At 31.5% G+C, this 25,466-nt stretch carries 25 protein-coding genes; 24 read left to right on the top strand and 1 reads right to left on the bottom strand.

Annotation, left to right across the window (positions count from 1 at the left end; translation table 11 throughout):
- Positions 1–19: 19 nt before the first annotated feature.
- The 23 genes from BHU33_RS02065 (at position 20) to BHU33_RS01955 (ending at position 22,634) form a co-directional block, all read left to right on the top strand.
- A complete protein-coding gene (locus tag BHU33_RS02065; protein ID WP_054646153.1) occupies positions 20–382 on the top strand; it encodes a hypothetical protein in 363 nt (120 codons plus the stop codon).
- Positions 369–1,094: a segregation and condensation protein A gene (locus BHU33_RS02060; protein ID WP_054646154.1), complete on the top strand. Its 726-nt coding sequence runs from the start codon at positions 369–371 to the stop codon at positions 1,092–1,094. Before BHU33_RS02065 ends, BHU33_RS02060 begins: the two co-directional genes overlap by 14 nt.
- Positions 1,091–1,636 carry an SMC-Scp complex subunit ScpB gene (scpB, locus tag BHU33_RS02055; RefSeq protein WP_054646155.1) on the top strand — a complete coding sequence of 182 codons (546 nt, stop codon included), beginning with the start codon at positions 1,091–1,093 and terminating at the stop codon, positions 1,634–1,636. The genes BHU33_RS02060 and scpB overlap by 4 nt, the downstream gene beginning before the upstream one ends.
- 24 nt (positions 1,637–1,660) lie before the next feature.
- Positions 1,661–2,395, top strand: a complete 735-nt coding sequence (locus tag BHU33_RS02050) for a pseudouridine synthase (protein ID WP_054646156.1) — start codon at positions 1,661–1,663, stop codon at positions 2,393–2,395.
- A 37-nt stretch (positions 2,396–2,432) separates the two neighbouring features.
- Positions 2,433–3,509 carry a helix-turn-helix domain-containing protein gene (locus BHU33_RS02045; protein ID WP_054646157.1) on the top strand — a complete coding sequence of 359 codons (1,077 nt, stop codon included), beginning with the start codon at positions 2,433–2,435 and terminating at the stop codon, positions 3,507–3,509.
- Positions 3,496–4,914 (top strand): RecQ family ATP-dependent DNA helicase, encoded by a 1,419-nt coding sequence (locus tag BHU33_RS02040; RefSeq protein WP_225354769.1) that lies wholly within the window; start codon positions 3,496–3,498, stop codon positions 4,912–4,914. The genes BHU33_RS02045 and BHU33_RS02040 overlap by 14 nt, the downstream gene beginning before the upstream one ends.
- A 51-nt stretch (positions 4,915–4,965) precedes the next feature.
- Positions 4,966–5,748, top strand: a complete 783-nt coding sequence (locus BHU33_RS02035) for a LysM peptidoglycan-binding domain-containing protein (protein ID WP_054646158.1) — start codon at positions 4,966–4,968, stop codon at positions 5,746–5,748.
- A gap of 18 nt (positions 5,749–5,766) precedes the next feature.
- Positions 5,767–6,459: a (d)CMP kinase gene (gene cmk, locus BHU33_RS02030; RefSeq protein ID WP_056997603.1), complete on the top strand. Its 693-nt coding sequence runs from the start codon at positions 5,767–5,769 to the stop codon at positions 6,457–6,459.
- 81 nt (positions 6,460–6,540) lie between these two features.
- Positions 6,541–7,761, top strand: a complete 1,221-nt coding sequence (gene rpsA, locus BHU33_RS02025; protein ID WP_054646159.1) for a 30S ribosomal protein S1 — start codon at positions 6,541–6,543, stop codon at positions 7,759–7,761.
- A 64-nt stretch (positions 7,762–7,825) separates the two neighbouring features.
- Positions 7,826–9,133 (top strand): ribosome biogenesis GTPase Der, encoded by a 1,308-nt coding sequence (der, locus tag BHU33_RS02020; RefSeq protein ID WP_054646160.1) that lies wholly within the window; start codon positions 7,826–7,828, stop codon positions 9,131–9,133.
- 178 nt (positions 9,134–9,311) lie between these two features.
- The gene (locus BHU33_RS02015) at positions 9,312–9,587 is read left to right on the top strand and encodes an HU family DNA-binding protein (RefSeq protein WP_054646161.1); all 276 of its coding nucleotides are present in this window, start codon (positions 9,312–9,314) and stop codon (positions 9,585–9,587) included.
- Between the two features lie 63 nt (positions 9,588–9,650).
- A complete protein-coding gene (locus BHU33_RS02010; RefSeq protein ID WP_054646162.1) occupies positions 9,651–10,913 on the top strand; it encodes a tetratricopeptide repeat protein in 1,263 nt (420 codons plus the stop codon).
- Positions 10,914–11,034: 121 nt separating this feature from the next.
- Positions 11,035–12,246, top strand: coding sequence for a CCA tRNA nucleotidyltransferase (locus BHU33_RS02005; RefSeq protein ID WP_054646163.1), 1,212 nt, complete (start codon positions 11,035–11,037; stop codon positions 12,244–12,246).
- A 13-nt stretch (positions 12,247–12,259) separates the two neighbouring features.
- Complete coding sequence (locus BHU33_RS02000) at positions 12,260–14,158, top strand: ABC-F family ATP-binding cassette domain-containing protein (RefSeq protein ID WP_054646164.1); 1,899 nt, start codon at positions 12,260–12,262, stop codon at positions 14,156–14,158.
- Positions 14,159–14,176: 18 nt separating this feature from the next.
- Positions 14,177–15,127 carry a thymidylate synthase gene (locus BHU33_RS01995; protein WP_054646165.1) on the top strand — a complete coding sequence of 317 codons (951 nt, stop codon included), beginning with the start codon at positions 14,177–14,179 and terminating at the stop codon, positions 15,125–15,127.
- Positions 15,128–15,136: 9 nt separating this feature from the next.
- A complete protein-coding gene (locus BHU33_RS01990) occupies positions 15,137–15,628 on the top strand; it encodes a dihydrofolate reductase (protein WP_054646166.1) in 492 nt (163 codons plus the stop codon).
- A gap of 12 nt (positions 15,629–15,640) precedes the next feature.
- Positions 15,641–15,862 (top strand): YozE family protein, encoded by a 222-nt coding sequence (locus BHU33_RS01985; RefSeq protein ID WP_054646167.1) that lies wholly within the window; start codon positions 15,641–15,643, stop codon positions 15,860–15,862.
- 13 nt (positions 15,863–15,875) lie between these two features.
- Entirely contained in the window at positions 15,876–16,733 is an 858-nt protein-coding gene (ylqF, locus tag BHU33_RS01980) for a ribosome biogenesis GTPase YlqF (protein WP_054646168.1), read from the top strand.
- Between the two features lie 5 nt (positions 16,734–16,738).
- A complete protein-coding gene (locus BHU33_RS01975) occupies positions 16,739–17,500 on the top strand; it encodes a ribonuclease HII (protein ID WP_054646169.1) in 762 nt (253 codons plus the stop codon).
- Between the two features lie 34 nt (positions 17,501–17,534).
- Positions 17,535–18,410 carry a DNA-processing protein DprA gene (gene dprA / locus BHU33_RS01970; protein ID WP_054646170.1) on the top strand — a complete coding sequence of 292 codons (876 nt, stop codon included), beginning with the start codon at positions 17,535–17,537 and terminating at the stop codon, positions 18,408–18,410.
- 88 nt (positions 18,411–18,498) lie between these two features.
- A complete protein-coding gene (gene topA, locus BHU33_RS01965) occupies positions 18,499–20,628 on the top strand; it encodes a type I DNA topoisomerase (RefSeq protein ID WP_054646171.1) in 2,130 nt (709 codons plus the stop codon).
- Between the two features lie 50 nt (positions 20,629–20,678).
- Positions 20,679–21,599: a tyrosine recombinase XerC gene (xerC, locus tag BHU33_RS01960; RefSeq protein WP_054646172.1), complete on the top strand. Its 921-nt coding sequence runs from the start codon at positions 20,679–20,681 to the stop codon at positions 21,597–21,599.
- Positions 21,600–21,749: 150 nt separating this feature from the next.
- A complete protein-coding gene (locus BHU33_RS01955) occupies positions 21,750–22,634 on the top strand; it encodes an aldose 1-epimerase family protein (RefSeq protein ID WP_054646173.1) in 885 nt (294 codons plus the stop codon).
- Positions 22,635–22,713: 79 nt separating this feature from the next.
- Here BHU33_RS01955 and plsY read toward each other — a convergent pair whose 3' ends face one another.
- Positions 22,714–23,343 (bottom strand): glycerol-3-phosphate 1-O-acyltransferase PlsY, encoded by a 630-nt coding sequence (gene plsY / locus BHU33_RS01950; protein WP_056997604.1) that lies wholly within the window; start codon positions 23,341–23,343, stop codon positions 22,714–22,716.
- 160 nt (positions 23,344–23,503) lie between these two features.
- Between plsY and parE the strand changes: the two genes are divergently transcribed.
- The gene (parE, locus tag BHU33_RS01945) at positions 23,504–25,465 is read left to right on the top strand and encodes a DNA topoisomerase IV subunit B (RefSeq protein ID WP_054646175.1); all 1,962 of its coding nucleotides are present in this window, start codon (positions 23,504–23,506) and stop codon (positions 25,463–25,465) included.
- The last annotated feature ends 1 nt before the right edge of the window (position 25,466 follow it).

Here is a 25,466-nt window from a genome sequence, read left to right as displayed (position 1 = left end):
GATTTTTCTAGGAGGATTTATGCTTTATAAATATCAAAAAGATAACGAAAAAATTGTTTTAGGGATTTTATCGCTTTCAAAACGAAATAATAACGTGAAATATTTAAAACAAGAACTTAATTGGTATAATGACTCAGATAATCGGAATGTCTATTTATGGAAAGATCAGTTTAATAATTGGTCGGGAGTTATTGGAATAGAAAAATATAAATCATGTGTGGTAATAAGACATATCATTTTGACACCAGACTCCAATACGGTTTTTAATGTTTTTCGCGTTCTAGATGGTATCCAAAAAATGTATCCTGGAGAAATGATTATGGGGACATTAGAAACTCAGGATTTCATTACTAAATGGGAGCGTAATAATGAACGAAGATAATTTAAATATCCATTTACATGATTTTGATGGACCATTGGAATTATTATTGCACTTGATTAAACAATCAAAAATGGATATTTATGATATTGATATCAAAGATATTACTGATCAATATGTTAACTATTTAAATAAAATGAAAAGAATGCGAATTGAAATTGCTGGAGAATTTTTTGTGTTGGCTGCTAATTTAATGCGAATAAAGTCACAAATGTTGTTAGCAGAAGAAATAGATGATGATTACGAAGAAGATCCTAGAGAAGAGCTAGTAACTCAATTAGTTGAATATAAGAAATACAAGCAGGCAGCCTTTGAATTAAAGCAACGAGAAAAGAATCGCAATAAAATGCATTCAAGAAACTTGCTTATAAATAATAAAAATATTTCCATCGAAACTGATGAATTTCAAATTGGTATCTTAAAAAATGCTTGGAATAAAATTAAACAAAGACAACAAAACAACTTAGATCTTCCAATTGAGCGAATCAATGAATGGAATTATGATATCAATACTCAGACTAAAATAATTGAAAAATATCTTCGTACTAGTTCCAATAACGAACTAAAATTTTCTCATTTATTTACAATAGATAGTCCCATTGAAGAATTAATCACTGATTTTTTAGCATTATTGACAATGGTTAAACATAAAATTGTAAAAGTATTTCAACAGAATGATGATTCTGATATTACGATTAAAGGTGTTAATAAATGACTTTAAGGAATAAAATTGAAGCATTGATTTATATTTCTGGGGATCAAGGAATTACAATCAAAAAATTGAAAGAATTAACTAATGCATCAAGCGCTGCAATTCGAGAAAACATTGTAAATTTAACCTTGAATTATGAAAAATCTGATTCTGCTCTTTGTATCTCTCAAAATGGTGACATAGTACAGATGATGGCCAAAACAGAATTTGATACTTTGATTCAGAAATATACTAAGTCCAATGATTCATTATTAACCCAATCAGCATTAGAAACCTTGACAATTGTTGCTTATAAGCAACCAGTCACCAGAATTGAAGTTGATGAGGTGCGTGGAATTAATAGTTCTGTTTCACTACGGAATTTACTGAATTTTGGCTTGATTAAGATTAAGGGAAAAACTGATGATCCTGGGAACCCTAGTTTATACGCTACAACTGATTTGTTTCTAAAAGCCTTTGGGTTAAAAAACATTTCAGAGTTGCCAATTTTACCTGAAGATGATGAAATTGTTTCGGAAAATAATAATGAAATGTTTGATAAATAATAAAATTAGTGGAGGACCATGGTAATGAATGATCGATTGCAAAAGGTTATGGCTCATGCTGGAATAGCTTCTAGGCGGGCTTGTGAAACTTTAATTGAAACGGGACATGTTAGAGTTAATGGGTCAGTGGTTACAACTTTAGGAGTTAAAGTTAATAATAGTGATCGAATTGAAGTAGACCGTGTACCGATTAAGAGAGAATCACCGGTTTATTTTGTTTTGAACAAACCTAAAGGAATTATTACCTCAGTAAAAGATGAAAAAGATCGAAAAACAGTTCTGGATTACTTTAAACATAAAGTTCCTGAGCGGATTTATCCAGTTGGAAGATTAGATTATGATACTAGTGGGGTATTATTATTAACTAACGATGGCAATTTAGATTATTTGTTAACTCATCCAAAACATGAGATTAAAAAAACGTATATTGCCAAGGTAGATGGTATTCCTGACGAAAAGGATTTAGATAGACTTCGAAAAGGTGTCAAGCTAGAAAAAAATATTAAGAGTGCACCAGCAGATGTTAAATTACTTAAAAAAGTTGGTGATAATGATCAAAGTGGATTAATTGAATTAACCCTTCATGAAGGTAAAAATCACGAAGTAAAAAAAATGCTTAATGCAATAGGACATCCAGTTGAAAAACTTAAAAGAATTAATTTTGCAGGTATTGAAGTTGAAAATCTTGAACCAGGACAATGGCGTCCTTTGAAAAAACGTGAAGTTCGTGATTTATTTGAACTAGTTAAAAATAGATAAGAAAATTTGAATAAAGGTTTTTAATGGTATAAAAATAATGGATTTTAAAAATAAATTGGCGTTATTTTTATTGGATGAACAACAAGTACGTAGGAAAAGATTATTAGAGAACTTATTAAATGGAAAAAAAACTGTTGCAACTCTTTATTGGTCATTACGTTATGATTTATTAGGTTATTTTGGTGTGGGTCGTTATTTTGGAATATATAACCTTAGCTATGATGAACTTTTAGATCAAGATTTAATAAAAGCAGTTCCTAATAATTCCTTTATAATCACAAATAAAGGACAGAAAAAAAAAGATCAATTAAGAACAATTCTGCCAGATTACAAGTGGTCAAAACAATTTCAAAATATTGATATTATCCATTTTAAACAGCGATTTATGCTTTTTATCCAAGTTGTTTCTGAATATTCTCATGGAGAAAATCAATATTATGCTTTAGATATAAATCAAAATGATAAAAGGTTTGTTAAAAACTATTTTAAATCATTAAAGAAAACTGATTTAGAACAAAAAGTTAAAAGCGAATTAATTAATTTTTTATCTGAATTAGATAATAAAACTGCTTTGTTATTTGCGTCGGAATTAGTTGGTTACCATAATAATGGAAATACTATGGAACAAATTTCACAAAAATTAAATTTAGATTTGTTTGCAGTTTATTTTGTTGATTTAACATTGTTTTGTTTGTTTACCAAGTACGTCGAAAGGAATTCAGATTCAATTTTCAAACCACTTTTAAATGGATTAAATAAATCATTACTTAATCAAAGTGCGTTAAAAACATTTAAATTATATGAAAATACACATAATATAAACACAATTATTGAAAAACGAAATATTAAACCTTCTACGATTTACGAACATTTATTAGAAATTGCAATTTGCTGGCCGATTGATAAATTTCCTTATGCTGATTTTATTACAAATCAAGATAAGGAATTGATTGTTAGTGAGTTAGGCAAAAGAATTGATACATGGAATTATGAAAATTTAACTGAAAATATTAAGCAGAAGCTTTCTTTTTTTAAATTTAGATTAATAGAGATATTGTTAACTAAAAGAAATCTAGTAAATGCAAACGGTGAAATTGAAATTGACGAAAATTAAAGGATTATTAAAAGAAAAATTTGGCTTTTCTAAATTAAGATCAGGACAAATCGATACGATTAATGAACTATTAACTGGCAATAATGTTTTAGCTGTTTTACCAACAGGATCTGGGAAAACTTTAATTTATCAGCTATTTGGCTATTTAGTTAATAAGCCTATTGTGATTGTTTCTCCATTACTTTCATTAATGAGTGATCAAGTTAATCGAATGAATTTTTTAGGTGAAAAAAAAGTTGTTGCATTGAATTCTAATCAGGATTGGGAACAAAAACAATTTGCTTTAAAACACTTAAATCAATATCGATATATTTTTATTTCCCCAGAAATGATTACCAATCAACAAGTGTTACAAAAAATGAAACAATTATCCCTTGGGTTATTTGTCGTTGATGAAGCTCATTGTATTTCAAAATGGGGAGTTGATTTTCGTCCCGATTATTTAGAATTAGGGCACGTTTTAGCAACGCTTAATAACCCTCAAGTTTTAATGTTGACAGCAACTGCGTCACAAAAAGTGCAAAATGATATAATTAAAAAACTACAATTAAAAAATTTTCAAAAAATCATAAAAAGCGTTGATCGGCCTAATATCTATTTAGGTGTCCACAAATCTCTAAATGAATTAGAAAAGCAAAGCTATCTTTTGGATATTTTGAAAAAGCTTAAGGGTAATGGAATCATCTATTTTTCTAGTAAAAAAATGGCTAATGTAATGGCTGACATGATTCAGCAAAAAACTGGATTAACAACAGCCGCTTATCATTCAGACTTAAGCAGCGCAGATCGTTTTAAAATTCAACATCAATTTATGGATAATGATTTACAAATTATTTGTGCTACTAATGCATTTGGAATGGGAATTGATAAATCAGATGTTAGATTTGTAATTCATTATCATATGCCACAGGATTTAGAAAGTTATGTCCAAGAAATAGGTCGTGCTGGTCGTGATGGAAAACAGAGTTTAGCAATTTTATTATATGCAGAAGGTGATGAACAGATTGCTGCAAATTTAATTGAACATTCACTTCCAACTAAAATGGAAATTGATTTTTATTTACAAAAAGAATATTCAAGAATCGAGGAGTCCAAAAAAAATTTATTGGATTTTTATTTTAAACATGATTTTAGTGTTGAACAAATTCAAAAAGTCTTTCAAGATGAATTTTCTCAAAAAGAAAAGGAATTATTTAAAATGCTAGATTACATTCAATGTAGTGGATGTAGAAGAAAAGTATTATTAGCTAATTTTGATGAAGAGTTTGATTCTCATGATGAAATTTGTTGTGATTTTGGAATAGAAAATAATATTGATTTTTCATTATTTGAGCAGAAACTTAATATTAAAGTTTCAACTAATGATAAAAGTAATTGGCAGCAGATTATTAATGATTTGCTATAGAAATCATTTAAAATGATATAATAAAATAAATACTATTTTGGAGGTTTTGATTTGAATAATAATAGTGATAGTGAAAATAAAAAAAATAAGCCATGGAACCAATCTTTTTCTGATGATCGCGATGAAAGTGGTAATTTATCTCGGACGGAACTACGTAAAAGTCAAAGTAATTTCAAAGTGATTGTTGCTGTTTTAATTTCAATTATTGTTTTGATTGCTATTTTTGCTTTGGCATTTGGAATGTCCAAGCAAAGCACAGTACAACAATCTAAGGTAACTACTCATAAAAAAGTTGATAAAAATCATAAAAAAGACCAAAAAAGTGATAAAAAGAACAAAAATAAAGAAACCAAAGTAAAATCTGATAAAAAGAAAGATTCTGAAAATACCACCAATGATGACAATACAACTCAGACAACTAAAACTTCTACTAGTAGTTATACTCCATCGCCATCAAATACTTCTAAAGAAACAGCAACTCCTTCTCCAAGTACTAACTCCACCTCTTCTTCGACTGATGCTGGTTTACATAACACTGGAACAGCTGCCAATCAATCCAGCCAACAAACATCGAAATCCGCAAACAACAATAGCTCGTATAATCAATCACAAAAGCAAACTAATAATCAAACCAATTCTGGTAATAGTAACCAACAAAGTTATCAATCTTCAAATGGTTCTGATGACTCTTCCAATTACGTTGTAGCAAGTAACAATCAGGGAGTTTATCGAATTGCTAAAAATGCTGGGATTTCTGTATCACAATTACAAAATCTTAATGGATTAAATGATCAAAGTGTCATTAAACCAGGGCAAAAATTAAGAGTTAAATAAAAATAGGGATTGATATAAATGCATAAAAAAGGACTTCAAGTTGCAATTGATGGACCTGCGTCGGCCGGGAAAAGTACCGTTGCAAAGGTTGTTGCTAAACGTTTTAATTACATATATGTTGATACTGGTGCAATGTATCGAGTTGTTACTTTAAAGGCAATTGAAGAACATTTAAAATTAGATGATGAAATTAAAATTTTAGATTTATTAAAAAAAATTAATATTGAGTTCAAACCAGGGAATCCAGTACAGCATGTATATGTAGATGGACATGAGGTTACCAACCAAATAAGGTCAGAAAATGTTACAAATAATGTTTCAACAGTTGCAGCATTACCAGCAATTCGCAAAGAATTAGTTAAACGTCAACAACAAATAGCTGCTGATGGTGGGGTAGTTATGGATGGTAGAGATATTGGGACTACTGTTTTACCAAACGCTGAAGTGAAAATATTCTTAATTGCTAGTGTGACTGAAAGAGCAGAACGACGTTATCTGGAAAACAAAAAAAATGGAATAAACGTTACTTTAACAGATTTAAAGCGAGAAATTGAGACAAGAGATTATAAAGACTCTCATCGTAAAATTTCTCCTTTAAAAAAGGCTAAGGACGCCATCGAGATTGATACAACCTCGATGACAATTGATCAAGTTGTTGATGAAATTTCTAATTTAATCTCTAAAAAAATAGTAGAAATTAAAAATAATTAAAACTTAAATATTATTTTACTGGTATTCTAAATCTATTTAAGATAAAATAAAGGTAGAGTAGTATCAAGGAGGAAATGTTTGATGAGTGAAGATGAAAACAAACAATTATTAGACGCACTTGACAATATAAAGCAAGTGAACGTTGGTGACGTGGTTAATGGTGAAATTTTAGCCGTTGATAATGACCAACAATTAATGGTGGGAATTGATAACGCTGGTGTCGAAGGTGTAATTCCCCGTAAAGAAATTTCTGCATCATTAGAAGACAACCCAACTGATGGCTATAAAGTCGGCGATCAAGTTAAAGTTGTTGTTATTTCTAAGATTGGTGACGATAAAGAAAATGGTAGTTATCTTCTTTCTATTCGTCGTCTTGAAGCCCTTAAAATTTGGGATGAAATTAAAGAAAAAGCAGAAAAAGGCGAAAATATTAACGTTAAGGTAACTCGTCCTGTAAAGGGTGGATTAGTTGTTAATGCTGATGGTGTTCGTGGATTTATTCCTGCTTCAATGATTACTGATCACTTTGTAAGTGACTTGAACCAATGCAAGGGTGAAGAATTAGAAGTTAAGATTATTGAAGTTGTTCCTGAAGAAAACCGCTTAATTCTTTCCCATCGTGCAATTGCTGAAAAAGATCGTAAAGAAGCAAGAGAAAAAATTATGAATAGCATTAAACCAGGCGATGTGGTTGAAGGAACTGTTGCTCGTTTAACTAACTTTGGTGCTTTCATTGATCTTGGTGGAATTGATGGATTGGTTCATATCTCAGAAATTTCTTATGATCATGTAAGTAAAGCTTCTGATGTATTAAAAGTAGGTGAAAAGGTTAACGTTAAAGTCCTTTCTGTAGAACCAGAACGTAACCGTATTTCACTTTCAATTAAGCAATTACAACCTGGTCCATGGGACGATATTGAAGATAAAGCAGCTGTTGGTAGCGTACTTGAAGGTACTGTTAAGAGACTTGTAGACTTTGGTGCTTTTGTGGAAGTGTTACCTGGTGTAGAGGGATTAGTTCATATTTCTCAAATTTCTCATAAGCATATTGACAAACCAAGTGATGTACTTAAATCTGGTGAAAAGATTAACGTAAAAGTTCTTTCTATTGATCCAGATGATCATCGTTTAGCTTTATCAATCAAGGCATTAGAAGAAAAACCAGAAGAAGATAACAATGAAAAGAAGGCTCCTAAAAAGAATGTAGATGATAATACAACTTCTGGTGCTCCAGAAGAAGAAAATGGATTTACATTGGGCGATATTTTAGGGAAAGCCATTGATGACGATTCAGAAGAATAGTTTTTAATAAAAAATCCTTCATTTTTATGGAGGCTTTTTTATTTTTTAGAGAAGGGGTGAAATTATGGCACAACCAACTGTGGCAATTGTCGGAAGACCAAATGTAGGTAAGTCTACGATTTTTAACCGGGTTGCGGGAGAAAGAATTTCAATTGTTGAAGATACTCCTGGAGTTACACGAGATCGAATTTATGCACATGGAGAGTGGTTAGGACATAACTTTAATTTGATTGATACTGGTGGAATTGAAGTTTCAAATGAACCGTTTATAAAACAAATTACAGCACAGGCAGAAATTGCAATTGATGAAGCTGATGTAATTATTTTCATGGTTAATGGAAAACAAGGAATTACTGATGCCGATGAACGAGTTGCCCAAATTTTATATAAATCTGACAAACCGGTTGTTTTAGCAGTTAATAAAATCGACAATTTTGAAAGTCGTGCTGATATTTATGATTTTTATGCACTGGGTTTTGGTGATCCATATCCAATTTCTGGAGCTCATGGCTTAGGACTTGGTGATTTATTAGATGAAGTTATTAAAAATTTCCCAGAAGTTCCGGAAAATCAACCGGATGATAGTATTCGGTTTAGTTTAATCGGAAGACCAAATGTAGGTAAATCATCATTAGTTAATGCTATTTTAGGAGATAGTCGAGTGATTGTTTCTGATGTAGCTGGAACAACTAGAGATGCAATTGATACCAAGTTTGTACACGATGGGCAAGAATTTACAATTGTTGATACTGCCGGAATCCGAAAACGTGGCAAAGTTTATGAAAAAACTGAAAAATACAGTGTTATGCGGGCTATGAAAGCAATTGATGATAGTAATGTAGTACTTGTTGTTTTAAACGCTGAGGAAGGAATTCGTGAACAAGATAAACGAGTTGCTGGATATGCTCATGAGGCTGGTAAGGGTGTTATCATTGTTGTAAACAAATGGGATACTTTAAAAAAAGATAATCATACTCAACAGCAATTTGAAGCTGATATTCGCAGCGAATTTCAATATTTAGCTTATGCACCAATTATCTTTGTTTCTGCAAAAACCAAACAAAGATTAGAACGATTACCAAATTTAATTGAAAAGGTTGATGACAATCATAATAAGCGAATTAGTTCATCAACATTAAATGAAGTTATTATGGATGCAGTTGCTATTACTCCAACTCCTACCATTAAAACTAGGAAATTACGAATTTATTATGCAACTCAGGTTGCTACTGCTCCGCCAACGATTGTGCTGTTTGTTAATGATCCCGAATTACTACATTTTTCTTATAAACGTTATTTGGAAAATCAAATTAGAAAAAACTTTGATTTTAAAGGAACACCAATTCATATTATCGCTCGAAGTAGAAAATAGTAATTTATAATTGGAATTAAAGTAAAATTAGTTATAATTGCGTTGCAATCGCAGTTTTCATGTGCTATCTTTAAATACGAAATGATGTTTGCATTATTTCATCTAGTTCCGCTACATAAGACTTGTAGGAGCTTAGAAGTCGGTGTTTTTTAAACATCTTTCAGGAGGTGAATCACTCATGGCCAACAAAGCAGAATTAGTAGATGACGTTGCTAAATCAACTGGTTTAACTAAAAAGGATGCAACTGCTGCATTAGATGCAGTTTTTGATGCCATCCAAGATCAACTTGCTAAAGGTGAACGTGTTCAATTAATTGGTTTCGGTAGTTTTGAAGTTCGTGAACGTGCCGCACGTAAAGGTCGTAACCCACAAACTGGAAAAGAAATTGAAATTCCAGCAAGTAAGGTACCTGCCTTTAAACCTGGTAAAGCATTGAAAGAAGCTGTCAAATAATTATTTATTTGATATTTAGTCGGTTCGCATGTGCGGACTGACTTTTTTGTTAGAGGAGATAATATGAGTTATTCAGAAAAAGCGTTAGATGAATTACAAAAAAATGATTTAGAAGAGTTTAAAAAAAATTTTAAAGAAGCCTTAAAATCTGATAGTGATGAAATGCTTTTTTCCCTGGCAGAAGAATTATATTCTTTGGGATTTTCAGATGATGCTTTGAAAATATACAAACAATTATTGGCAAAATATCCTGATGAAGATGAGATTAGAACTTATATTGCAGATATTTTAATTTCGAAAGATGAAACTGATGAAGCTTTAAATTGTTTAAATGAGATTAAACCAGGTTCTCCTTATTACATTAATGCCCTTTTAGTAGAAGCTGATTTATATCAAACACAGGATTTATTTGTAGTTAGTGAACATAAATTACTAGAAGCAGAAAAACTTGCTCCTGATGAGAATGTAATTAAATTTGCATTGGCTGAATTATATTATTCAACGGGAAAATATAATCAATCAATCCCAATTTATCTTAATTTGATAAAGCAAGGGGAATTAAGCATTTCAAATGTTAACTTAGTTGAACGATTAGGAGTTTGTTATGCTCATGCTGGCAAGTTCGAACAAGCAATTGGTTATTTAGAACAAATTAAACCAATTGATATGACGCCGTCTGTACAGTTTGAAACTGGATTTACTTATTTACAATTAGGAAATTATAAAAAGGCAATTGAAATGTTTGAAATGCTGCGTGATTCAGATCCGCAGTATGCTACTCTCTATGTTTATTTAGGAGAAGCCTTTTTAAAAGATGGCAAGCCTGAAGAAGCACTAAGGACGTATCAAGAGGGTATAAGTGTGGATGAGTATAATGTTGCCTTATACTTAAAAGCGGCTGATACAGCAGCAAAATTAGGTAAATCAGAACTAGTGACTGATTACTTACAAAAAGGTAATCGGGCTAATCCACAAAATATGGCGGTTATTATTAAACTTTCAGACGTTTACCTTAAAGATGGTAAATATCAAGAGGATATTGACTTTTTAAAACCATATTTACAAGAACATGACGTTGATCCGCAAATTTATTGGGATCTTGCGATTGCTTATGACCATTTAGATCAAATTAAAAACGCACAAGTCTATTATGAAAAAGCATATCCTGATTCAAAAAATAATCCAGATTTTTTGAAACAATATATCCTATTTTTGCGTGAAAATGGACAAGTTGAAAAAACTATTGATTTATTAAAGCAATATGTAAAATTAGAGCCTGGCGATGATGAAATGATTTATATGCTAGATGATTTGGAACAACAATAAAATTAAAGTGCTACTTGATTATCATCTTTTTCTTGATAATTAGTAGCACTTTTTATTAGGTTGACTGCTTTTTGGTATAATATAGATAATTATTATCTAGTAATGAAAGAAGGTTGCTTCTTTGAAAATTGAACATTTACCTGTTGAATTTGTTGATGCGCGTAAAGTATTACAGGTTATTGAAAAACATGATTATGAAGCATATTTTGTTGGGGGAAGTGTTAGGGATACAATCATTGGCCTTCCAATTCACGATGTTGATATGGCCACTTCTGCCTATCCAGCTGAAATTAAACAAATGTTTAAACGTACTATCGATACTGGGATTGAACATGGGACCATTACGGTTATGTTCGATAATATTGGTTTTGAAATAACAACTTTTAGAACAGAAACAGGATATCAGGATTATCGGCGACCAGACCAAGTTAACTTTGTTAGATCACTAAAAGAAGATTTAAAAAGACGTGATTTCACAATTAATGCCTTGGCAATGCGCGAAAATGGCGATGTAATTGATTTGTTTGATGGAATTGGTGATTTACGACGACATTTAATTAGGGCTGTGGGAGACCCAGAGCAGCGTTTTAATGAAGATGCTTTAAGAATGATGCGAGCAGTTCGTTTTGGCAGTCAATTGGACTTTACGATTGAAAGTGATACATTTAATGCAATTAAAAAACATAGTTCATTATTAAAAAAAATTGCTATTGAAAGAATTAACGTTGAATTTGTTAAGATGATGTTAGGCTTTGCCCCTGGTCGTGGTATACAACAAATGCTTGAAACAGATATGTTTAACAATGTTCCTTTTTTTGATCGATTTATTGTAAGCTTAAAGGAATTAGTTCATTTACCAATTGCAGAAAATATCAAGAGCGAAGATCAGGTCTGGTCATTATTTTCAATTTCATTAAAGCTGAATTATGATCAAATAAAAAAGATGATGCGTTTGTGGAAATGTTCTAATAAAATGATTGAAACCACGCTTAAAATTGTTATGGGCTGTTACGCCATTACAAAAAATAACTTAACTGCCTGGACGACTTATGAAATTGGGTTGGGGAATTTATTAAAGGCCAATCAGGTAGCTGCTGTATTTGAAAATTCAATCATGACAACGCAAATAAATGATTTATATCAACATTTACCAATCAAACATAAAAATGAATTAAAAATCAATGGTAGTATTTTAATAAAAAATGGTTTTCATCCAGGCCCAAATTTAGGTAAAATCTTAAGTCAGTTAGAACATGAAGTCATTGATTTACAAGTTAATAATGACACTGATAAATTATTAAGACGAGCAAAAAAGATAAGCAATAATATGTAAATGAGGTAATTTAATGGTAGAAACATTAAAAGCAGAAAATTTAACAAAAACATATGGTGAAAAAAAACTATTTGAAAATTTAGATTTTACCATTAATGAACATGACCGAATCGGTTTAATTGGAACTAACGGAAGTGGAAAGTCATCATTATTGAATACCATTTCTGGGATTGACAGTGATGTGACAGGTCAAATTATAACTTCTAAAGCTTATCGTATTGGTTATCTAAAACAGCATCCTAAGTTGCCAGAAAATATGACGGTTTTAGATGCTGTCTTTTCTGGCAATCAAAGTGTTTTTCAAGTGATTAGGCATTATGAAGACGCTTTGAATAATTATTCTAACCATCCAGATAATAAAGAATTTGAGAAAGCCTATTTGGATGCTGAAGCTCATATGAATGAAAAAGATGCTTGGAACGCTGAAAGTCGAGTTAAAACTGTCTTAAACCAGTTAAAAGTCACTAATTTAAACCAAAAGGTTGGGACAATGTCTGGTGGTCAACAAAAGCGAGTTGGACTGGCTCAAGTATTAATTCAATCTCCAGATTTGTTGTTATTGGATGAACCAACCAATCATTTAGATTTTGATTCAATTGAATGGTTAGAGCAATATCTTGCGAAATATAAAGGATCATTGGTAGTTGTAACACATGATCGTTATTTTCTTAACCAAGTTGTTAATCATATTTGGGAACTTTCATTTGGGGGATTATACGAATATCCAGGTAACTATCAAACCTATGTTGCTAAGAAAGCTGAATTGATTAGTGAGCAACAATATGCTAGCCATAAAGAACAACAATTATATAAGCAAGAATTAAAATGGATGAAAACTGGAGCAAAAGCTCGTTCAACTAAGCAAAATGCTCGAATTGAAAGATTTAATGATTTACAGGATAAAGTAAAGGAAGGCCCTAATATTGAGGAAAATGTTGACATCAGCATGGGACAGCAACGCTTGGGTAAAAAAGTAATTGAAATTAAAAATGTTGATTTGAAAGTTGCTGATAAAACAATCTTAAAAGATTTTAGTATGCTAATCCAGAATCAGCAAAGAATTGGAATTAGTGGAGAAAACGGAGCAGGAAAGTCAACATTCCTAAATATGATTGCTGGATTGTGTCCAATTGAATCCGGTACTATTGAGATTGGAGAAACAGTTAAATTAGGTTATTATACGCAACAAATGGAACCAATCCCAGATGATAAGCGGGTTATAAGTTATCTAACTGATGTAGGTCAAAATGTTGTTGATCAGGATGGTAATAAAATTAGTGTTACAAATTTATTGGAACAATTTTTATTCCCAAAATTTATGCATGGAACATTAATAAGAAAATTATCAGGTGGGGAAAAGAGAAGACTATATCTACTGAAACTTTTAATGGAACAGCCTAATGTATTGTTATTAGATGAACCAACTAACAATTTAGATATTGGAACACTAACGGTACTTGAAGATTATATTAAACACTTTAATGGAACGACGATTACTGTTTCACATGATCGATATTTCCTAGACAAAGTTGCCGATCAATTGTTGATTTTTGATGGTAACGCCAAAATTGAAAGATATACAGGTGTATTTACTGATTATTTAAGCAATAAAAGAGAAACTAAGCAAAATAATAACAAAATTAAAAATAAAAAAAGTTTAATTTCTAATAAAACTAAAATTGATTCAAAGCAAAAAACTAAGCTTACTTATGCAGAAAGATTAGAATGGGATAAGATTGAAACTAAAATTGATCATAATGAACAACAGATTAATGAAGTTAAATCAGAGATGCAAAAAAATGGAAGCAACTATGACAAATTAGCTGATTTGCAAAAACAGTTATATGAACTTAATCATGAATCAGAAAATTTGATTAGCAGATGGGAATATCTAAGTCAATTTGTAGATTAATATTTAAAAGGAGTTAACATGCTAGAAGATGCATACCTAAATTTAGCAAAATTTATCTTAGAAAATGGGCAAAAAAAAGAGGATCGTACAGGAACTGGAACAATTAGTTATTTTGGTTATCAGATGCGCTTTGATTTGTCTGAAGGATTTCCTTTATTGACTACTAAGAATGTTCCGTTTAGATTAATTAAAAGTGAACTTCTCTGGTTTTTACAAGGTGATACAAATATTCGCTATTTGTTGCAAAATAATAATCATATTTGGGATGAATGGGCGTTTAAGAAGTGGATTACTTCGTCAGAGTATCAAGGCCCAGATATGACAGATTTTGGGTTACGTGCTCAAAATGATCCAAAATTTAAAAAAGAATATTTAAAGCAGAAACAAATATTTTGTGAAAAAATAATTGATGATGAAAATTTTGCTGCTAAATATGGAGATCTGGGATTAGTATATGGAAGCCAATGGAGAAATTGGAAGACTAGTACGGGTGAAGCTATTGATCAAATTAAAAATGTCATTCATACGATTAAAACTAATCCAAATTCAAGGCGAATGATTGTGACTGCTTGGAACCCGGAAGATGTTGACAATGTTGCTCTACCACCATGTCATACCATGTTTCAATTTTATGTAAATGACGGTAAGTTAAGTTGTCAATTATATCAACGAAGTGCAGATGTATTTTTAGGTGTTCCGTTTAACATTGCTAGTTATGCTTTGTTAACTAATTTAATTGCAAAAGAATGTGGATTAAAACCTGGAGCATTTATTCATACTTTAGGTGATGCACATATTTATTTAAATCATATTGAACAAATTAAACAACAATTAACCAGAAAACCATATAAAGCACCTAAATTATGGTTAAATCCAGATAAAAAAAGTGTTTTTGATTATGATATTGATGATATTAAGGTTGAAGGTTATCAGCATCATAAGACTATTAAGGGATCAGTTGCAGTATAGGAGAAATTAATGTTAGCTTATATATGGGCAGAAGCAAAAAATCATGTGATTGGAAAAAATGGAAATTTACCATGGAATATTCCAGATGACATGAAATTTTTTAAAGAGCAAACTTTAAATCATCAAATTTTAGCAGGATATACTACTTATAAAAGTTTTGGAAGACCATTACCGCATCGTAAAAATTTAGTTTTAACTCATCGTAATCCCAAACAATTTCCAGTAGATGTGAAAGTATTTAGTGATGAAAATGATTTCTTGCAATATGCAAATAAATATAAAGACGATATTATTTTTGTTGTTGGAGGAAGAAAGGTTTATGAAGCATTACTTCCTTATGTAAAATTATTGTATCGTACATCTATTGACAAAGAAGTTGATGGAGATACAAAAATGATTCCAATTGATTATTCAAAATTTGAAAAAATAAAAGAAATCCCAGGAAAAGATAATTCAGAATATCCTCATCAATTTGATATTTTTAAACGTAAAGTGAATTAAAAAGGAGTAATTGTGCGTAAAAGTTTTTATGAGTATTTAATGACAGAAAGAAATCCTGATAGTTACGATGAAATTGCACAGTTTGCTAATAACGCTTTTTTTGATCAGACCTTCCCCAAACATGAAAATGATTTTCAGAATTTATCTAAATATTTAGAAGAAAATGCTGGATATTTGCCGTCGATGACAATTTTTGATGATGCATGGCAAAAGTATTTAGCTTACCTTGATTAGAGGAGTTTTCAAAATGAAAAGTAATATCCAATGGTTTCCTGGACATATGGCCAAAGCCATCAGACAATTTGAAGAAAATATCGGGTTAGTTGATATTGTTTTTGAATTAGTTGATGCTCGTATTCCATATACTTCTATTAATCCTGAAATAAAAAGAATTAGTATAGATAAGCCCCGTTTGATGATATTAACTAAAGCTGATTTAGCTGATCCCAATTTAACTAATAAGTGGATTTCATATTTCAAAAGCCAAGGAATTGATGCAATTGCCATTGATTCTAAGGTTAATGGCGCTAGAAAGAAAATTGAAAGTGCAGCTAAAGAAATTTTAAAAAATAAATTACTTCTTAAAAATGAAAAAGGTGTTGAGCGCAAGTCAATCAAAGCAATTTGTGTGGGTGTCCCAAATGTAGGTAAGTCGACTTTGTTAAATCAATTAGTTAATAAGCGTTCTGCTCCAGTTGGAAATCGTCCTGGGGTTACTAAAGGGCAACAATGGCTGACATCTAATGGACGATTGGAATTACTCGATACACCAGGGATTTTATGGCCTAAGTTTCAAAGTCAAGAGATTGCAGAAAAACTAGCAGTAACAGGTGCAATTCGAGAAAAATCTTATCATAGTGATGATGTGGCTCTTTTTGCTTTAGATTTTTTTAAAAATAAGTATCCTGACGAAGTTATTAAAAGATACCATTTAACTAGTGCTGATTTAGATTTGAATAATCCAAATTTATTATTGAAAATAACTGAAAAAATTGGTATGCGCGATGATTATGATCGTGCTTCTGATCGAATCATTAATGACATTCGTAAAGGTAAATTAGGTCGTTACACACTTGATGAACCAAACGAGCTTATTAAGGAATAAAACTCATGAAAATTACAGAGATTGCGAAACAATTTAAGCGGGTTAATGACTTATCGGACCCGCTTTTTTTGTTGTATAAAAATGATTCCCGAAAAGGGGTTCAAGCTATTGTGCGAAAAGTATCTAATAGAATTATGAAAAATAATGAAAAAATTACTGCATTTCATGAACGATTTCGTTATGAGAATACAATTTGGGAAAAAGGTGTAACTTATATTGCTGGAGTTGATGAGGTTGGAAGAGGTCCATTAGCTGGACCAGTAGTATCTGGAGCAGTTATTATTCCCAAAGATTTTGATGTTATTACAGTAAATGATTCAAAAAAACTATCAGATCAACAACGTCGTGATTTAATTCCATTGATAAAACAAGAAGCATTGAGTTACAACTGCGCTGAGATTTCAAGCCAAGTTATCGATGAAGTTAATATTTATGAAGCAACTAAAATCGCAATGAAACAAGCAATTGAGGGACTCTCTATCACTCCAGAACATATTATTGTCGATGCAATGTCAATTGATATTGAGATTCCACAAACAAAATTGATTAAAGGAGATTCAAAGTCAATTAGCGTTGCAGCTGCTAGTATTATCGCTAAAGTAACACGAGATGACTTGATGATTAAATATAGTCAAAAATATTCGGAATATGGATTTGAAAAAAATGATGGATATGGGACTAAGCAACATTTGATTGCCTTACAAAAATTTGGAGCAACTCCAATTCATCGAAAAAGTTTTGCCCCAGTTAAAAATTTAAAATCATAAAAACGTATCTATCTAAAAAGGTAGAGTATATTTTATGAATAAAAGAGAACTACTATTAAGAATTAAATTATGTTCTGGAATTGGTCTCAAGGGAGAAAGCTTAGTTTACGAGTGGATTAATCAATGTGAAATATCAAGTTTATCAATCGAAACTTTATGTGCAAAAATATGTCATTTATTGAGTGAAAATCATTTGCGAACGCAAAACTTTAAAATTGATTTTTTAAGTTCTTCATTGGATAAATTAATAAAAATTAATCAACAGCAAAATTGGATTTCAATTTTAGATGACAGTTATCCTCAGCAATTAAAAGAAATTTATCTTCCGCCAATCATTTTATTTTACGCAGGAGATATTAATCTTTTAACTAAAAATGCAATGCTGGGAGTGGTTGGATCAAGAAAATGTTCTAAGTATGCGGTTTCTGCTATGAAAAAAGCCATTACTTCTAAGGTAACTGATTATTTTGTGATTGTTTCTGGTTTAGCTGCTGGTGTCGATACATTAGGTCATCAAATTACATTGGCAAATCAGGGTAAAACAATTGCAGTTTTAGGAACAGGATTAAATCGTTATTATCCATATTCCAATCAAAGACTGCAGCAACAATTAATGGCTGATCAATTAGTATTATCCGAATATGGTTTAGACGATGGCCCGAAAAAATTTCATTTTGTAGAAAGAAATCGAATTATTGCTGGATTAAGTCAAAAATTATTAGTTGTAGAAGCACGCGAAAAATCTGGTAGTTTAATTACTGCGAGCTTAGCATTACGAGAAAACCGTGAAGTTTTAGCAATTCCTGGCAATATTGATAGTTATTTTTCAACTGGAGCAAATGAGTTAATCGCTGCAGGAGGTCAGCCTTGTTTAGATGAACGAGATTTGTTGGGCAGGGTTGTTATTTGACAGCGTAAAAAAACTGCAATATGATGTGTTAGAATTTAAACGGATTTTTACGCATTATATATGTAGAAAATTTATGAGGGATGAATTAATGGCTACAAGTGTTACAACTTTAAAACCAACTAAGAAAAAAACAACTAAACGAAAAAAACGTAATACAAAAAAGAAATTAGTTATTGTTGAATCACCTGCAAAAGCTAAAACTATTAGTAAATATTTAGGACGTACTTATAATGTTATTGCTAGTAAAGGACATATCCGTGATTTGCCTAAAAGTCGAATGGGAGTAGATATTTCAGATGATTATAAACCTGACTATATCTCAATTCGTGGTAAGGGCGATACAATTAAAATGCTAAAAGCAGAAGCAAAAAAATCCAAAGAAATTTTCTTGGCTTCTGACCCGGATCGTGAGGGTGAAGCAATTGCATGGCATGTGGCACACGTATTAAATTTAGATGTTACTGATAAAAATCGAGTTACTTTTAATGAAATCACTAAAGATACTGTCAAGGATGCCTTTAAGCATCCAAGAACAATTGATATGAACTTGGTAAATGCACAACAAGCTCGAAGAATTGTTGATCGTTTAGTAGGATATTCGATTTCTCCGATTTTGTGGAAAAAAGTTAAAAAAGGCTTGAGTGCAGGACGTGTTCAATCAGTGGCATTATGGATTGTGATTCAACGTGAAAGAGAAATTAAGGCTTTTAATCCCGAAGAATACTGGACAATTGATTCAGTATTTAAAAAAGGACGATCAAAATTTAAAGCCAGTTTTCATGGTTTAAATGGTAAAAAAAAGAAATTAAGTAGTAATGAAGACGTTCAAGATATTTTAAAACGACTTGATCCTAAAGGCGATTTTAAAATTAATGAAGTGAAAAAAAGGGAAAAAAAACGACAACCTCCACTTCCATTTACTACTAGTACGATGCAACAAGATGCTAATAAAAAATTACATTATAAAACTGGTAGAACCATGATGGCAGCTCAACAACTTTATGAGGGAATTAATGTTGGAAAAGAAGGAAGCCAGGGTTTAATTACTTACATGCGTACTGATTCCACTCGGATTTCTTCAATTGCTAAACATGAAGCTGCTGAGTTTTTGCATAAGGAATATGGACCGGAATACGCTGCAAATCATCCTAAAAAAGGTAAATTACCTGAAGGTTCACAAGATGCTCATGAAGCTGTTCGTCCGACTTCAGCTTTTAGAACTCCTAAAAGTATAGAAAAATATCTAACAAAGGATCAATTTAGGCTGTACTCTTTAATTTGGTCTCGTTTTATAGCTAGTCAGATGACTCCAGCGGTGGTTGATACTGAAACAGTTACTATTGAACAAAATGGAGTTGATTATCGTGCTAATGGATCAAAAATGAAGTTTGAAGGATATTTAAAGGTCTATTCTGCTGGAAAAGAAAAAGACAATATTTTACCAGAACTAAAAAAAGACGATGTTGTTAAATTAGATACTAATAATCCAGACCAGCATTTTACCCAACCCCCGGCTAGATATACTGAAGCAGCTTTAATTAAAACCTTAGAAGAAAATGGTGTTGGAAGGCCATCAACTTATGCTCCAACTTTAATGACGATTCAAAAACGTTATTATGTAAGACTTGATGCTCGACGTTTTGTACCAACTGAATTAGGCGAAATTGTTAATACCTTGATTGAAGAATATTTTCCAGATATCGTTAATGTTGACTTTACTGCTGATATTGAAGGCAAATTGGATGAAATTGAAGAAGAAAAACGTAAATGGGTTGCCGTAGTTAATCAGTTTTATCAGCCTTTTTCCAAAGAAGTTACATATGCAGAAAAAGAAATGGAAGACGTTCAGATTAAAGAACCTTTAGCAGGATTTGACTGTGAAATATGTGGATCTCCAATGGTAGTTAAAATGGGAAAATATGGGAAGTTTTTTGCTTGTTCCCGTTTTCCTGATTGTAGAAATACTCAAACTATTGTAAAGGAAATTGGCGTTAGTTGTCCTAAATGTCACGAGGGGCAAGTTATTGAAAGAAAAACTAAACGTAAACGTATTTTTTACGGTTGTTCTCGTTATCCTGAGTGTGATTTTGTTTCTTGGGATAAACCAATTGGTAGAGATTGCCCTAAATGTGGTCATTTCTTAGTTAATAAAAAAGTTCGTGGTGGCTGGCAAGTTGTTTGTCCTGAAGGTGACTACGAAGAAGATGTAATTAAATAATAGAAAAGACTGTTCTAATGAGCAGTCTTTTTAAAATATTGAGGGAAACAATGAAAAAAGATAATCAAAGTTTAATCGATTTATTTATTAAATATATTGTTAATGAAAGACAATATTCTAAAGATACTGCTCGTGCTTATCACGACGATATTTTTGAGTTTGATCAGTTCCTAATTGAGTCAGAAGAACCTAAAGATTTTAGAAAAGTTGACAGTTTTGATGTTGAAGTTTTTTTAGGCCATTTGCATGATATTGGAGATAATAACAATACAGTTTCAAGAAAGACTTCTTCTTTACGTTCTTTTTATAATTTTTTAATTAATAATGAATTAGCTGAAGATAATCCTTTTTCATATGTTCATATAAAAAAACATTTGAATCATCTCCCTCGTTTTTTTTATGAAAAAGAATTAGAAAAGCTATTTAAAACAGCAAAAAAAAATAAAAATACTAGTTTGGCAAAACGTGATTCAGCAATTTTAGAAGTTTTATATGGTTCAGGATTACGAGTGAGTGAATGTGCGAATCTAACAATTGGTAACGTAGACTTAGACAATAATATGATGCTAGTTCTTGGTAAAGGGAATAAGGAGCGTTACATTCCTTTTGGGAGCTATGCTAATAATGCTATTTGTGATTATTTGGCTAATGCTCGGGATCCGATTATGAAAAAATATCAAAAGGAACATAACTATTTATTTATCGATCATCATGGCGATCATTTGACTAGTCGTGGAATTGAATATATTTTGGATAAAATTATGAAAAAAAGTGGGATGAATAGTAGTATTCACCCACATATGCTTCGACATTCCTTTGCAACAGAAATGTTAAATAATGGTGCGGACTTAAGAACGGTTCAAGAATTATTAGGTCATGCTAATCTTTCAAGTACACAAATTTATACTCACGTAACCAAAGCAAAATTATTAAAAAATTATCAACAATTTTTTAAACGATCTTCTAGATAGTAAACTCAAAGACTGATTAATACTTATTAATAATTTAACTTTTCTAATATGAGTAAAATGAGATAGAATAGTAAATATACTTAAGTTTTAGCTAGAGGAATACTCAATGTTTTTATTTAGAAAATTATATTTCACTTTGGGGAGATTTAGATGACGGTAGTTTTAAAAAATAATCAATTAAATGTGAAAATTAACGAAAAAGGTGCCGAGATAGTTTCAGTTACTAATAAAGAACTCCTTGAATATATATGGGATGCTGATCCCCGCCATTGGAAGAGACACGCACCAATTTTGTTTCCAATTGTAGGAAGGCTACAAAATGATGAATACAATTATGAGGGAACCATTTATAAAATGTATCAACACGGCTTTGCTCGTGATAGCGAATTTGAAGTTGTGGAACATACGAATACAAAAGTTGTGTTTTTATTACAACCAAATGATGAAATTAAGCTTCATTATCCTTTTAAATTTAAATTATATGTAACCTATATTTTAAATGGTAATGATTTAAGTGTTGATATGTTGGTTAAAAATGAAGATCGTCATTCAATGTATTTTTCGATTGGAGCTCATCCTGGTTTTAGAATTCCTTTGTCTCCCGAAAAAGAATCATTTAATGATTATTCTGTTACGATTATTCCGGATCATCAATATTCATTGATTAGTTTAGATAAAGATGGATTAACGACCACTAATGTACACAATAAATCAGGACTTACCGATCCGCTTCCGATTAGTCATCATTTATTTTCCGAAGATGCAAAAATATTTGACGTTTCTGAAAATAAAAAGACGACTTTTAAAATTAGTTCTAAAAAGGGAAAACATGGAGTTGCAGTTACGGCTTATAATAATCAATACTTTGGATTGTGGTCAACGTACCCACAAGAATCTGATTTTGTTTGTGTTGAGCCGTGGTGGGGTATTGCAGATTCAGAAAGCAGTACCGGATTTATTAAGGATAAAAAGGATATTAGTAGGTTACGCTGTGGTGAAGATTTCTATGCTAAGTTTACAATTAAATTCTTTTAATAATGAATAAATTTTTAAACAAAAAACCTCTCAATTTAGTAATTAATTTGAGAGGTTTTATTCGCGATTAAAACAGTAATTATTTAATGGTTTTTTTTAAGTATTTCAAATACCAATAATATAAACCAAAGGGAACAATATTTTCTTGTCCATGAATAATTTTTTTAATGTTATTACGATGTCTGTAAAAAATAAATATTGTTAATACAAATGCTAAGATAGTTAAAGCTGTATCATGGGTAAAGTAGGCTGCAATTACAATTATTACAAATCCAAGCATACTTCCTAAACTAACCATACTAGTTAAAAAAATACAAAGGGTAAACGCAGCAGCAGCAATCCAGAAAAACCCAAAGTTATATGCCATTAGCATTCCAGCACTTGTAGCAACAGCTTTTCCACCTTTAAAGTGATCAAAGATAGAAAATGTATGTCCCAAAACAGCTGCTACCCCAAAAATAAGTGGATACCATGAACTTATTCCAAACTGCATTGGTATCCATGTTGCAAGATAGCCTTTCCCAATATCTAAGATTGTTACAATGGTCCCGGCTAGTGGTCCTAATACTCGAAAAGTGTTAGTTGCTCCGATATTTTTAGAACCATGTCTTCTGATATCAACGTGAAAAAATAATTTTCCAATCCAGATACCACTTGGTATTGATCCTAAAAGATAAGCAATAATTAAAAGAGATACTAACTTAATCATTTTTCCTCCAAGTTGTATTAATTAATTAACAAAAATAATTTTAGCATTAAATTAAAGATTAAAACAGCTGAATATTGATAATCATTGTTAATCTAGCAAGTGTTTGCAATCATTTTTAAATCAGTTATTATAAATATTGGATAAAAAGGAGCTTTTCGAAATGACGAAACAAAATAATTCACAAAAATATGATGCTTCTTCAATTCAGGTTTTACATGGATTAGAAGCAGTTCGAAAACGTCCCGGAATGTATATTGGATCGACCGATGCTAGAGGATTACATCATTTGGTATATGAAATAGTAGATAATGCGGTTGATGAAGCAATTGCAGGTTACGGTGACGAGATAAGTGTAACAATTCATGAAGATGATAATATTACTGTTGAAGATCATGGTAGGGGAATGCCAGTTGATATGCATTCATCAGGTAAACCAACTCCAGAAGTTATTTTGACTGTTTTACATGCCGGGGGCAAATTTGGTCAAGGTGGATACAAAACCTCTGGTGGATTACATGGTGTTGGATCAAGTGTTGTAAACGCTTTATCAAAGCAGCTAACTGTTCAAATCGTGAGAGACCACGAATTATACCAAGAAGACTTTGAAAATGGTGGGAATCCCGTTGGAACATTACGTGATTTGGGAAAAACTAAAAAATCGAATGGAACATTGATTACTTTTAAACCTGATCCAGAAATTTTCACTACTACTGTATATAATTTTGATACCCTAGCCGTGAGACTACGCGAATCTGCATTTCTCTTAAAGGGAGTTAAAATATCTTTAACAGATGAACGACCTGGCAAAGAAAAACAAGAAATTTTTAAGTATGACGATGGAATAAAAGAATTTGTCGAATACTTAAATGAAGGGAAAAGTACGCTAGGGAATGTACTTTATTTTGATGGAAAAAAAGGCGGCATTGAAGTTGAAGTGGCTAGTCAATACAATGATGGCTATACTGAAAATATGCTTTCTTTTGTCAATAATGTTAGGACTAAAGATGGTGGTTCTCACGAAGCTGGATTTAGAAGTGGTTGGACGAAAGCCTTTAATGAGTATGCTAGGAAAGTTGGCCTTTTAAAAGAAAAAGATAAAAATTTAGATGGTAATGATGTTCGTGAAGGATTGACAGCTGTAATTGCTCTTCGTGTCCCTGAAGAAGCACTTCAATTTGAGGGACAAACTAAGGAAAAGCTGGGGACTCCAGAAGCTAGATCAATTGTTGATAGTGTTGTTTCGGAACAATTGTTATATTTCTTAATGGAAAATGGTGACTTTGCTAATACATTAGTACAAAAGGCGCTAAAGGCCCGTAAGGCTCGTGAAGCTGCTAAAAAAGCGCGTGATGAAACTAGACATGGTAAGAAGAAAAAGAAGCGTGAACGTCTATTATCGGGGAAATTAACTCCAGCACAATCTAAGGATACTAGTAAAAATGAACTTTTTTTGGTTGAAGGTGATTCTGCGGGTGGTTCTGCTAAACAAGGTCGAGATCGAAAACATCAAGCTATTTTACCGCTTCGAGGTAAAGTTTTAAACACTGAAAAAGCTAGTACAGCTGATATTTTAAAAAATGAAGAAATTAGTACCATTATGTATACAGTTGGAGCTGGATTAGGCAATGAGTTTATTTTAAAAGATGCTAATTATGACAAAATTATTATTATGACTGATGCTGATGATGATGGTGCCCATATTCAGATTTTATTATTAACTTTCTTTTATAAATATATGCGTCCCATGATTGAAGCTGGAAAAGTGTATGTAGCTCTTCCTCCACTTTATAAATTACAAGAGGGTAAGGGTAAAAAAGCTAAAATTGAATATGCCTGGACAAATGAAGAATTAGATAATCTCAGAAAAGATTTCCCTAAAGGAATGACTTTACAACGATTCAAAGGTCTTGGAGAAATGAATGCCGATCAATTATGGGAAACAACGATGAATCCTGAACATCGGACATTGATTAGAGTACAAATTGATGATGCAGTTATTGCTGAAAGACAAGTTTCAACATTAATGGGTAATAAGGTTGAACCAAGAAGAAATTGGATTGAAAATAATGTCCAATTTACTCTTGGAGATGAAGGAAGTATTTTAGATAAAACTAATAATTAAG

This window comes from Fructilactobacillus lindneri DSM 20690 = JCM 11027 (assembly GCF_002907375.1).
In the GTDB taxonomy this organism is placed as follows: Bacteria; Bacillota; Bacilli; order Lactobacillales; family Lactobacillaceae; genus Fructilactobacillus; species Fructilactobacillus lindneri.
This window is presented reverse-complemented; position numbering and strand designations above follow the sequence as displayed.